This is a genomic window from Rhodococcus sp. AQ5-07 (genome assembly GCF_009707305.1).
Taxonomy (GTDB): domain Bacteria; phylum Actinomycetota; class Actinomycetes; order Mycobacteriales; family Mycobacteriaceae; genus Rhodococcus_F; species Rhodococcus_F erythropolis.
Genome location: NZ_CP046099.1, coordinates 5,811,384 through 5,822,670 on the forward strand (window position 1 = coordinate 5,811,384; position 11,287 = coordinate 5,822,670).

The following is an 11,287-nucleotide window of genomic DNA, read 5'->3' on the forward strand; positions in this document are numbered from 1 at the left end:
ACACCAAGGGCTGGATCCGGCCATGAAACAGGCTGGGGCCGCGGAGATTCACTCTCCGCGGCCCCAGCCTTTGTGCACTGTCCTCAGTGGTCTTGTGCTTCGGCCGGGGCGATCAGCGCCGGACCTGCGGCACCGCCGTGCGCGAGCGCGTCGAGGAACGAGCGTGCCCAGCGGTCGACGTCGTGGGTCAGGACCTGACGACGTAGCGCACGCATGTGGCGTCGGCCGTCCTCTCGCGGTTGATTGAGGGCCTTCTCCATCGAATCCTTGACGTCGTCGAGGTCGTGGGGATTGCACAGGAAAGCCTGGCGGAGTTCTGCTGCAGCGCCGGTGAATTCGCTGAGCAGCAATGCGCCGCCCAGATCACTGCGGCAGGCGACGTACTCCTTGGCGACCAGGTTCATACCGTCACGCAGCGGTGTGACCAGCATGAGGTCGGCAGCGACGAAGAACGCGACCAGTTCGTCGCGGGGGATCGGCCGATGGATGTAGTGGACGACGGGGCGACCGACTTCGCTGAACTCGCCGTTGATCCGGGAGACCTTCTGCTCGATGTCTCCGCGCATCTGTACGTAGCTTTCGACACGTTCGCGGCTCGGGGTCGCCAACTGCACCATGACCGTGTCGGCGGGATCGATGCGCTTCTCCATGAGAAGTTCGTGGAGTGCGGCGAGCCTGACGTCGATGCCCTTGGTGTAGTCGAGGCGGTCGACGCCCAGCATGATGTGCTTGGGGTTTCCGAGTTCTTTGCGAATCTGCTTGGCGCGGTCTCGAATTGCCTTGGTGCGTGATAGCTCGTCGAGCTTGCCGGAGTCGATGGAGATGGGGAATGCACCGACGCGGACGCTACGGAAACCTACTTGCACCACACCGAGTTTGGAGCGGACGCCGACGGTTCCGCGTGAAGTCTGCTGTCCGGCAAGGCGTCTGGCCAGATAGAGGAAGTTCTGTGCGCCACCCGGAAGGTGGAAGCCGATGAGGTCGGCGCCGAGGAGGCCTTCGACGATCTCGGTGCGCCACGGCATCTGCATGAACAGCTCGACCGGGGGAAACGGAATGTGCAGGAAGAATCCGATGGTGAGGTCGGGGCGCAGCATCCGCAGCATCTTCGGTACCAACTGCAGCTGGTAGTCCTGGATCCAGACGGTTGCGCCCTGAGCCGCTGCCTTGGAAGTGGCTTCGGCGAACCGCCGATTCACCTCGACGTAGGCGTTCCACCATTCGCGGTGGTACTCGGGTTTGACGATGACGTCGTGATAGAGCGGCCAGAGGGTGGCGTTGGAGAACCCCTCGTAGTACTCGTTGATCTCCTCGGCGCTCAGCGGCACGGGGTAGAGCTCGAGTCCGTCTTCGACGATGGGGTCGAGATCGGCGTCGGGCACGCCCGCCCAGCCCACCCACGCGCCCTGATTGCTGCGCAGGATCGGCTCGAGAGCGGTGACCAGTCCACCGGGGCTTCGCTTCCAGCGGGTGGTGCCGTCGGGAAGCCGTTCCAAGTCGACGGGCAGGCGGTTCGCTACGACGACGAACTCAGCCTGCCCGGACACGGTGTCACCGGTCGAAGAAGCAAGTGCGCTGTCAGAAAGGGTTGAACTGGTCGAATCCGGACTGACAGGCACGTGGTTCCTTCTCGGTCGGTGAGGGAAAGATTCAGTCGAGCTTGGCGGCGGGAGAGATACCGAGCATCGAGAGCAGCATCCTGCACTCGTCGGCATCCTCCGCGTATGCAGCGACAACGTGCTGCGCCATGCGCGCTGTTTCCTCGGCGACGGTCTCGATTTCCTCGTCCGCGATCTCGGTTTCGACGGTCGTGTTCTCAGCCATCATGTTCCTCTCGTGCTTGCCTGCACGGCGCAAGCAATGTTTCTTACTCGCGACTCTATGAGAACTGGGCGTGTCGACGCTAGTTGCTCATGTATTAGGGTCGACTTACTTATCTCTGTACTCAACTTTATCGCTTCCATCGATGCTTGGAGTTCCATGAGTTCGACCCCCTCGAGTGTGACCGTCGACTCGGACGAGCCCGATAGTGGCAATCACAGCGGTGCTGCGATTTTGCGACGCGTCCTCGTCCGCAACCGTCGCCCGCTCGCTATCGGCACGGTTCTGGTCTGCCTGCACCAACTGACCGAGACGGCGGTGCCGATCTCCATCGGTGTGATCATCGACCGTGCCGTGGAGACTTCGGACACCACGGCCCTGATCGTCTCCATCGTCGGTCTCGCGGCTCTGTTTCTCGTTCTGACGGCCGCGTGGCGCTTCGGTGCACGCTTCATCGTCACCGCGATGCAGCAGGAGGCTCACCGCCTCCGGCTCGAGGTGGCGCACCGCGTCCTCGATCCGCGTGGGGTGCGAACCGATCTGCGTTCAGGTGAACTGCTGACTGTTTCGACATCGGACGCCGAGCAGACTTCGTGGATCGCGGACATCGTCCCGCGCGCGGCTGCGGCCCTGACGGCTGCGGTCGCGTCGGCCGTGGCGTTGGTGTGGATCGACCTCTGGCTGGGATTGGCCGTTCTGATCGGAACGCCGGTCATTCTCGGTCTGCTGCAATTGGCGGCGCCGCTCATCACGTCGAGGGCCACCGGTCAGCAGGCGTCGATCGCGCGGGCGTCGGCGATGGCTACGGATCTGGTCAGCGGATTGCGTCCACTGCGCGGTATCGGTGGTGAGAAGACCGCGTCGGCTCGCTATCGCACAGTCAGCCGTCAGGCGCTCGCGTCGACGATCGGCACGGCCAAGGCGACCGGTATCTACACCGGCGTTGCCGCGACCGTCAGTGCGTTGCTCGCAGTCGGTGTTGCGGGCTTCGCCGGGTACTTCGCGTTGCAGGGCCGGATCACGGTCGGTGAACTGATCACCGTGGTGGGGCTTGCGCAGTTCATCATCGAACCGCTCGGATTGCTTGCGTCCATTCCCGGATACTTCGCGGTGGCGCGGGCGTCGTCGGATCGACTGGCATTGGTCTTGGACGCGGAGCCACTGCGGGGCGCGGGTTCGCAGACCGAACTCGAAGGCACCGACCTGACCCTCGACGGAGTCGAGTACAAGTCGCTCAAGGGCATCGACTTGCACCTGCCTGCGGGAGAACTGCTGGGCGTCGTGGCTTACCAGCCGCAGGACGCCGACGCTCTTGTCGCGGTCCTGTCCGGTCAGCTGGCTCAGGGCGCGTATCGCGGAGTGGTGAGGGTTGGCGGAATCAGCCTGTCCGACATGGACTTGCGATTGGCGCGTCGGACGGTGTTGGTGGAGCCGCACATCACCGATCTGTTCTCCGGGTCCCTCGCCTCGAACGTCACTGCGGGCGCCGGTGATGGCGCTGCTCTCGACATCCAGAGCGCTCTGGCGGCGTCGGCAGCGGCGGATGTCGTCGACGCACATCCGGACGGTCTCGACCTCGAAGTGACCGATCGAGGCGCCAGTTTGTCGGGAGGTCAGCGACAACGCGTCGCCCTCGCGCGCGCCTTGGTGGCACAGGCACCCGTGATGGTCCTGCACGATCCGACTACGGCAGTGGACGCGGTGACCGAGGCGTCTATCGCCGAAGGAATCGCAGAACTGCGGCACGAGGGTGCCGGTGGCATCCACACGACGGTATTGATCACCAGCAGCCCCGCTTTGCTGGCTGTGACGGATCGAGTGATCGTCTTGAACGACGGAGTGATTGCCTCGATCGGCACACATTCCGAACTCTCTCGCGGCGACGCGAACTACCGAGGAGCGGTGCTGCGGTGACGGCCACGGACATGACTACCGATATGCCGGCCGGGGAGAACGCGGAGAAGGTGACCGAGCGCGAGCTGTTGCCGATCGCGGGTGGTCGACAGACCTGGAAGTGGTTGCGGGCAGCGCTGGCCGAACACCGGATGCAGAGCCTGTTGGTCCTGATCGTCGCGGCTTCGGCGTCGGCGATGGCCTTGGTGCCGATTTACGTCTTCGGTGTCCTGGTCGACCGGGTCCGGGACAACGCGCCCACGTCGACGATCGTCGGGGTGGTCGTGATCATCGCCGCCGCCGCAATCGTGGGCGGTGTGTTCACCGGTGTGGCCGCCTATCTGATCAAGCGACTCGGCGAGACGATTCTGGCGGACCTGCGCGAGCGAACCGTGGACCGGGCACTGCGCCTCCCGATCCAGACCGTCGAGAAGGTCGGCAAGGGCGATCTGCTCTCACGAGTCGGCGACGACGTGTCGGTGATCGCCAAGGCCGTGTCCGACGTGGTTCCCGGCATGATCGCAGCAGTTCTGCTCGTGGCTCTGAGCATGGTGACCATGCTGGGACTCGACTGGCGCCTCGGCCTCGCCGGAATGGTCGCGCTGCCGATGTACGCGCTGGCGCTCAAGTGGTACCTGCCACGATCGGCTCCCATTTACGCTGCCGAGCGGGTAGCGATGGGCGCTCGTTCACAAGCGCTGATCAGCAGCCTCCAAGGTGCCAAGACGGTCCGCGCGTACAGCCTCGAGAAGGAACACCTCGGTCAGATAGATGCGGCGTCGGCAAAAGCGCGTGATCTGGCCGTCGGCGTGTTCGGCCTGTTCACGAGGTTCGCCGGTCGCGGTAACCGCGCCGAATTCGTGGGCTTGTCCATGATTCTCGTCGTCGGATTCCTGCTGGTCCGTGAGGACGTCGTGACAGTCGGCCAGACGACGACTGCTGCTCTGCTGTTCCATCGCCTGTTCAACCCGATCGGCTCGCTGCTTTACACCTTCGACGAAGTGCAGTCGGCCGGCGCCAGCCTCGCGCGACTGGTCGGCGTCGTCGAGATCGAGGAAACGGAGCCTTCGACGGATGCACGTTCCGTTCCGGCCGACGGTTCGCTGCGTCTGGACGACATTCGGCACAGCTACGACGGTGGCCATGAGGTTCTCCACGGAGTGACTCTCACCTTGCGAGCGGGGGAGCGCGTGGCGCTCGTCGGTTCGACCGGAGCCGGAAAAACGACGCTTGCGGCGATCGCTGCCGGTTCGATCACTCCGACGTCGGGGCGGGTGTCGATCGGTGGTGTCCCGCTTGCAGACCTCGACGACCTACGACGCCACATCGCGATCGTGAGTCAGGAGGTCCATGTTTTTGCCGGGCCCCTGATCGAGGATCTGAGGTTGGCCGCGCCTGAATCCTCGGACGAGGACGTAGCCGCGGCACTGCGGACGGTCGGCGCGTACGAGTGGGTGGAGGCTCTCGACGAGGGAATGCTGACCGTCGTCGGCGAAGGCGGGCACGAGATGACGGCGGCACAGGCGCAGCAGTTGGCTTTGGCGCGACTGGTGTTGGCTGACCCGGCCGTCGCGGTACTGGACGAAGCAACAGCGGAGGCGGGCAGCGCCGGAGCACGGGAACTGGAAGCGACTGCCGAAGCCGCTACGGAGGGCCGCACCACTCTGGTTGTTGCACACCGGCTTACACAGGCTGCGGGCGCCGACCGAGTGATCGTGCTCGAACACGGACAGATCGTAGAAGAAGGCCCGCACCGCGAACTGGTGTCCGCGGGCGGGCGTTACGCACAACTGTGGGCGGCCTGGGAAGGTCGCGACTGAGGGGTTTGTACTGGGGTTTGTACTGAGGGGGTCTGATCAGACGATCAGGTGAGGTACCCGCCGCCGTGGGGGAAGAACTCGGCGGCGGTGTACTCGCTGCCGTCGTCGAGTCGGACGCGCTCGATCCGCAGTCCCTTGTTCTTGCCCGACCATGCGTCGGGGCCCGCGACGATCACCATGCCGTCATCTTCTTGAATGAACACTCGGCCGGGGGTTCCTCCGTAGTGCCCGCGTGAGACGGACGCCTTCAGGATGCGGATGCGCTGGCCCTTGAACTCCGCGAAAGCGTTGGGGTACGGATCGGACTGTGCCCGGACGAAACGCTCGATGACCTCGGCCGGCCAGGACCAGTCGACGTGGCTGTCCTGTGGTGCACGCTTGTGGAAGAACGTGGCCTGCGATCGGTCCTGCGGCGTCCAGTCGGTCCGCCCGGACGCGATCAGATCCAGGGCGTCGAGTGTGATGGGGCCGATCATGTCGATCGTGCGGTGGAACAGATCGGTGACGGTGTCGGTCGGGCCGACCGTCGTCGAACGCTGCAGCACGATGTCGCCCGCATCGAGTTCCTCGTCCATCAGGTGCGCCGTGAGCCCGACTTCTTCTTCGCCGTTGATCAGAGCCCAGATGAGCGGGGAGAATCCCGTGTACTTGGGCAGCAGCGAATCGTGGATGTTGAGGGTGCCGTACTTGGGTGCGTCGAAGACCTCCGCCGGCAGCCAGGTACGCCAGTTGTTGGCGACGATGATGTCGGGAGCTGCTTCGGCCAGCGCGGCTTTGAAGGCGTCGTCAGGCTTGTTCGCCACGTGAACGGGTACACCGTTCTCGGTCGCCAGATCTGCAACCGAGTCCGCCCACATCTGTTCGTAGACGTGTTCGCTCTTCGGGTGTGTGATTGCCAGCACGACCTCGTGATCGGAGTCGATCAAGGCCTGCAGGGTACGGTGGCCCCAGGTTTGGTATCCGAGCGTAGCGACTCTCAACGGGGGTCCTCCTGGACGAGCATGGGCTGGGGTTGCGGTCACACGACCGCCCATCAGCTTAGGCTATCCAACCAAAATTGTTGATCACACGTACGAGGAGGAAGGCTGACATGACGGTCGCCACAATCAACGGAATCCCCATCAATTACCAGGTCAAGGGTGATGGAGATCTGGTGGTGCTCATCATGGGGACCGGCAGCCCCGGCCGCGTCTGGGATCTGCACCAGACCCCGGCGCTGGTGGCCGCCGGCTACCGAGTCTGCACCTTCGACAACCGCGGAATCGCACCGTCCGGCGAGAGCCTCGGCGGCATCACGATGCCCGACATGGTTGCGGACACCGCCGGACTGATCGAGCACCTCGGTGGCGGCCCCGCCCATGTCATCGGAACCTCGATGGGCGCCCGGGTGGCGCAGGAACTGACGCTCGCCAGGCCCGATCTGGTTCGCAAAGCAGTGTTCCTCGCCGGCCACGCCCGGATGGATCATTTCCAGCAGGTCCTGACCGAGGGTGAGCGCCAGTTGTTCGACAGTGGCGTCGCTCTGCCGGCCAAATACCGTGCCGCAGTGACCGCGGTGATGAACCTTTCGCCGGCCACGCTGGCAGACGATCACTCCGCGCGCGACTGGATGGATATCTTCGAGTTCACCGGCGGCGCAACGTCACCGGGTGTTCGCGCACAGCTCGGTATGGACCGCGCCTTCGATCGACGGGGTGCGTACAAGTCGATCATGCGCCCCTGCCTGTCCGTCGCTTTCGCCGACGACCGCATGATCCCGCCCTACCTCTCCCGCGAGGTGGCGGACTGCATCGCGACGGCGTCGTTCGAAGAGATTCCCGACGCCGGACACTACGGGTACCTCGAGCGTCCGGAGGCCGTGAACAAGGTGCTGATCGACTTCCTGGCGAAGTAGTTTTCCGCATGCGAGAAAGGGCCTGACCTGCTGACTGCAGGTCAGGCCCTTCTCATATTTCAGGCCAGTGCCAGGAACAGCTTCTCGAGTTCGGCCTCGGTCATCGGTTCCTGACCTTCCGCGCTGTCACCGCTCAGGCATTCACGCAGCCCGGAAGCGACGATCTTGAACCCTGCTCGGTCCAGCGCCTTCGACACGGCTGCGAGCTGCGTCACGACGTCCTTGCAGTCGCGGCCGTTCTCGATCATCGAGATGACCCCGGCAAGTTGGCCGTGAGCACGCCGCAGTCTGTTCAGTACGAGCGCAATGCTCTCTTCGTCGCCGGTCATGGTGGCCCCTTCTCGAGTGTTCGTGCTGCGACCGAGGGTACCCCTGGGGGCATGTCACTGCTTGATCCAGTGTTTGATCCGGCTGCGGTGTCAGATCAACGAGTCGACGGCTGCCCGCAACTTGACGGCGGCGTCGGCCGCCACGGACTCCAGGCCTGGTTCGCCGGAAACCTGAACCATGAGAGCGGGATTCATCGCTTCGACGAAGAACGAATTCTCGGTAGTCGTATCTTCGCGGACGACAACGTTGCACGGCAGCAGGAGGCCGATCTGACGATCCACCGAAACTGCCCGATGGGCCAACGGCGGGTTACAGGCACCCAGGATCAGGTACTTTTCCATGTCCTCGTCCAGCTTCGCCTTGAGTGTTGCCTGCATGTCGATCTCGGTCAGGATGCCGAAGCCCTGCTCGGCGAGAGCAGCACGAGTTCGGGTGACGACGTCGTCGAAAGTTCCGGTGACCTTGGTTGCGATCGCTATCGGTTCTGTGGGTGTTGTCATTGCCCGCTCCTTGTCGTCGGCTTCGGTGCCATTGGCTTCGATGTCGTTGGCTTCGATTTCTCTTGTCTCTATCATACCCCTGGGGGTATCAAGAAGACAGTGATGTCGGGTACACGGTCAGCCATGCGAGAAGCTGATGTTCGGCAGGACGCGTCGTAACCATGCCGGCGCCCACCAGGCTGCCCGGCCGCTGAGGCGCAGGAGAACGGGCAGCAGCACCAAGCGGACGAGCACTGCGTCCAGGAGGACAGCTACACCGAGAATGATGCCCATTTCCTTGGGTGGCAAGGGATCTGCGAGCGCAAAAGTGAAGAAGACCGCAACCATCACCGCTGCTGCCGCCGCAATGACCCGACCCGAATGTGCGAGGCCGTCGATGTGTGCGGTCTCGGGGTCACCTGTGCGTTCGTAGTGCTCCTTGGCGCTCGAGAGCAGGAACACGGTGTAGTCCATCGCGATGGCAAAGATCATGGCGAAGAAGAAGACCGGACCCCACCCGTTGAGAAACCCCTGGGGATCGAAGCCGAGCAGGCCGGCTCCGTGGCCGTCCTGGAAAATCAACTTCGCGATTCCGAATGCGGCCCCAGTGGACAGCAGGCTGACCAGCGTGCCGATCAAGGCGATCAAAGGTGCCTGGAGGGCGATCAGCAGCAACAGGAATCCGAGCGTCAGAATCACGACCACCACGAAGGGAAGGTAGTCGTCGAGCGCCTGCTGAAGGTCGAGATTTTCAGCCGGAGCGCCGCCGACGAGCGCCGATTCCGGCAGTTGCGACCGAAGGTCGGCAAGGATGGTTTCCATCGCAGGGTCTGACGGGTCGACGGTGGGAACTGCTTGCAGCATAACCAGATCGGATCCGTCGGCCGCTTGTTGCGTCGGGGTGATCATTGCGACGCCATCCACGCTCATGGCAAGACGCGAGGTGTCGGCTGCATCGTCGGCGGACGTGACGATCTGCAGCATTCCGGGTGCCCCGTCACCGAACTGCTGCTGCACCAATTCGTATCCCTGTCGAACCGGGGCGTCCTCGGGAACCACGGCGATGGAGGGCATTGCAACCTTCAGTCCGAAGACCGGAACGACGAGGGCGATAAGGACGATCACGGCGCCGATGCCGAAAGGCCACGGGTGCTTGTGCAGCAGTGATGCCCAAGCTGCGAACATCGGGGAGCGGTGCTGCTGGCGCTTTGCATACGGTAGTGAACCGCCGTTGACCTTGGCACCGATCCGGCCGAGCACGGCAGGTAGCAGGGTGAGTGTTGCGGCGAGAACGAAGATCACAGCGAGCATGATTCCGACAGCCATCGTGCGTACGGCCGGGGCTGGAACGATGAGCACCGCAGACAAACTGACCAGAACTGTGAGGCCGGAGAGGACAACAGCTTTGCCGGCGGTGTCCATCGTTTGAGCCACGGCGGCCCGCGGATCCGGATCGGTTCGCAGTGCTTCTCGGAACCTGGCGACGAGGAACAGTGCGTAGTCGATGCCGAGTGCGAGAGCGAACATCATCGCGAAGTTCATGGCCCACACGGAAATCGGCGTGATCTCGTTGAGGATCACAAGCCCGCCCGCCGAGGCGACCAGACCTGCGAGTGTCAGAAGCAGTGGGAGTCCTGCGGCAACCAGGGAGCCGAAGGCCAACACCATGATCGCGAGAGTGACGGGCCACGACATCATTTCGGCCTTGATCATCGCTTCGTGATTGGCCTTGTTGAAATCGCTCCACAAAGCCGACGCGCCGGTGGGGTACACCTCGATGGTGTCCGTGGACAATGCAGTGAGTTCCTTGCCGAGTTCGTCTACCGCACTGACCATCTCGTCGGTACTTGCGTTGGCGCCCGCGATCATGATGCCGGTATGTCCGTCCGGGCTGATGGTCATGCCGGTCTGCGGGGCGACCACTTCGCCGAAACGAGGGTCCGCGGAAAAGATTTCCGTTGCCGCCGCCAGCGTTTGCTGCATCGACGGATCGGTGATGGGTAGAGAATCCGAGTGAACGACCACCTGCACTGCAGCGGAGGAGTTTCCACCGAAATGCTGCTCGGCCAACTCGCGAACCTGCACTGATTCGGATCCGTTTGCCTGCCAACCTGCGCCGGCGAGGGAGGTGAAGACGCTGGGTGCTGCGGCGCCGAGTGCGACCAACGCGATCAACCAGACGCCGATGACGAGGCGGGTGTGCGCCGCCATCGATCGACCGAGGCGCGCGAGTATGCCGTCGGATTGGGCGGGTGGGTCCGCGGTGACTGTTCTGGTCGCTGACATCTTCGCTCCTGATACGGGTGGGGGTATTCCTGACCGTCACCTGTATACCCCCAGGGGTATGTGTCTGTCACGTTTGAGGGTTCTCTATGCTGCTCGTTGCACCGTCTGATCGGAGACAGTGAAACGAACCGCGGTGAAACGAACCACGAGGAGCAGTGATCATGGACGCACACGACTGGGATGAGCGATACCGGGCGGTGACGGAGCCGTGGGGAATCGACCCGGCGGGAACCGTCGCAACACGAATTGCCGACCTGAAGCCGGGCACTGCGATCGATCTGGCCTGCGGCGACGGCCGTCACGCGCGGTGGATGGTCGGGCAAGGGTGGTCGGTGACTGCCGTCGACTACTCGTCGGTGGCGATCGATCTGGCACGGGCGAGTGACTTGGACAAGGCTGTCGACTGGCAGGTCGGCGACGCGACCACGTGGCAACCGGAAGGGGTAGTTGACCTGGTGTTGGTCAGCTTTCTTCACCTCGAGGTCGACGAGCTGGCCGACACGCTCAAACGCGTCGGGGAGTGGCTGACGCCAGGCGGGCGCGTCCTCTATTTGGGGCATTCGATCGAGAACTTCCACCGTGGTGTGGGCGGCCCACCCGAACCGACCATTCTGCCCGGTATTTCCGATCTCGCTCGCGCCGCGGAGGGATCGAGGGTCTACGCCCTCGAACATGTCGTTCGGCCGCAGGACGGTAAGACGGCAATCGACGTTCTGCTCGAATTCGGTCCGTGGGAACAGGTCTGACCAGGGCGGGAGCGCACC

General features: G+C 63.6%; 10 protein-coding genes. 4 read left to right on the plus strand and 6 right to left on the minus strand.

All coding sequences use genetic code 11. The annotated features are described in order from the left end of the window. Positions 1-83 precede the first annotated feature (83 nt). Together GJB56_RS27035 and GJB56_RS31470 are read right to left on the minus strand one after the other, a co-directional pair. A complete protein-coding gene (locus GJB56_RS27035) occupies positions 84-1,547 on the minus strand; it encodes an alpha,alpha-trehalose-phosphate synthase (UDP-forming) (RefSeq protein WP_020906320.1) in 1,464 nt (487 codons plus the stop codon). A gap of 103 nt (positions 1,548-1,650) precedes the next feature. Beyond that, positions 1,651-1,824 (minus strand): hypothetical protein, encoded by a 174-nt coding sequence (locus GJB56_RS31470; RefSeq protein ID WP_020968508.1) that lies wholly within the window; start codon positions 1,822-1,824, stop codon positions 1,651-1,653. Between the two features lie 156 nt (positions 1,825-1,980). Here GJB56_RS31470 and GJB56_RS27040 point away from each other — a divergent pair, with 156 nt between their 5' ends. Both GJB56_RS27040 and GJB56_RS27045 read left to right on the plus strand, forming a co-directional pair. Further along, positions 1,981-3,735: an ABC transporter ATP-binding protein gene (locus GJB56_RS27040; protein WP_113682157.1), complete on the plus strand. Its 1,755-nt coding sequence runs from the start codon at positions 1,981-1,983 to the stop codon at positions 3,733-3,735. Between the two features lie 11 nt (positions 3,736-3,746). Next, a complete protein-coding gene (locus GJB56_RS27045) occupies positions 3,747-5,534 on the plus strand; it encodes an ABC transporter ATP-binding protein (RefSeq protein WP_397510433.1) in 1,788 nt (595 codons plus the stop codon). Between the two features lie 44 nt (positions 5,535-5,578). Here the strand turns inward: GJB56_RS27045 and GJB56_RS27050 are convergent, their stop codons facing one another. Next, entirely contained in the window at positions 5,579-6,514 is a 936-nt protein-coding gene (locus GJB56_RS27050) for a methionyl-tRNA formyltransferase (RefSeq protein ID WP_113682158.1), read from the minus strand. A gap of 110 nt (positions 6,515-6,624) precedes the next feature. On the opposite strand from GJB56_RS27050, the gene GJB56_RS27055 reads away from it, so the two are divergent. Next, on the plus strand, positions 6,625-7,428 hold the full coding sequence (locus GJB56_RS27055) for an alpha/beta fold hydrolase (RefSeq protein ID WP_020906324.1): 804 nt from the start codon (positions 6,625-6,627) through the stop codon (positions 7,426-7,428). Positions 7,429-7,487: 59 nt separating this feature from the next. On the opposite strand, the gene GJB56_RS27060 is transcribed toward GJB56_RS27055, so the two are convergent. The 3 genes from GJB56_RS27060 to GJB56_RS27070 all read right to left on the minus strand — a co-directional run bounded on the left by GJB56_RS27060 (position 7,488) and on the right by GJB56_RS27070 (position 10,523). Next, entirely contained in the window at positions 7,488-7,757 is a 270-nt protein-coding gene (locus tag GJB56_RS27060; protein WP_007734349.1) for a metal-sensitive transcriptional regulator, read from the minus strand. A gap of 90 nt (positions 7,758-7,847) precedes the next feature. After that, the gene (locus GJB56_RS27065) at positions 7,848-8,258 is read right to left on the minus strand and encodes a DUF302 domain-containing protein (protein WP_020968512.1); all 411 of its coding nucleotides are present in this window, start codon (positions 8,256-8,258) and stop codon (positions 7,848-7,850) included. Positions 8,259-8,375: 117 nt separating this feature from the next. After that, the gene (locus tag GJB56_RS27070; protein ID WP_019747012.1) at positions 8,376-10,523 is read right to left on the minus strand and encodes an MMPL family transporter; all 2,148 of its coding nucleotides are present in this window, start codon (positions 10,521-10,523) and stop codon (positions 8,376-8,378) included. Between the two features lie 161 nt (positions 10,524-10,684). Here GJB56_RS27070 and GJB56_RS27075 point away from each other — a divergent pair, with 161 nt between their 5' ends. Further along, positions 10,685-11,269, plus strand: coding sequence for a class I SAM-dependent methyltransferase (locus tag GJB56_RS27075; RefSeq protein ID WP_029537573.1), 585 nt, complete (start codon positions 10,685-10,687; stop codon positions 11,267-11,269). Positions 11,270-11,287: the final 18 nt, after the last annotated feature.

Excerpts from the sequence above, each read along its gene's own strand:
- GJB56_RS27075 (WP_029537573.1), top strand. The coding sequence starts at position 10,685 with ATGGACGCACACGACTGGGATGAGCGATACCGGGCGGTGACGGAGCCG.
- GJB56_RS27045 (WP_397510433.1), top strand. The coding sequence starts at position 3,747 with ATGACTACCGATATGCCGGCCGGGGAGAACGCGGAGAAGGTGACCGAG.
- GJB56_RS27055 (WP_020906324.1), top strand. The coding sequence starts at position 6,625 with ATGACGGTCGCCACAATCAACGGAATCCCCATCAATTACCAGGTCAAG.
- GJB56_RS31470 (WP_020968508.1), bottom strand. The coding sequence starts at position 1,824 with ATGGCTGAGAACACGACCGTCGAAACCGAGATCGCGGACGAGGAAATC.
- GJB56_RS27040 (WP_113682157.1), top strand. The coding sequence starts at position 1,981 with ATGAGTTCGACCCCCTCGAGTGTGACCGTCGACTCGGACGAGCCCGAT.
- GJB56_RS27065 (WP_020968512.1), bottom strand. The coding sequence starts at position 8,258 with ATGACAACACCCACAGAACCGATAGCGATCGCAACCAAGGTCACCGGA.
- GJB56_RS27070 (WP_019747012.1), bottom strand. The coding sequence starts at position 10,523 with ATGTCAGCGACCAGAACAGTCACCGCGGACCCACCCGCCCAATCCGAC.
- GJB56_RS27060 (WP_007734349.1), bottom strand. The coding sequence starts at position 7,757 with ATGACCGGCGACGAAGAGAGCATTGCGCTCGTACTGAACAGACTGCGG.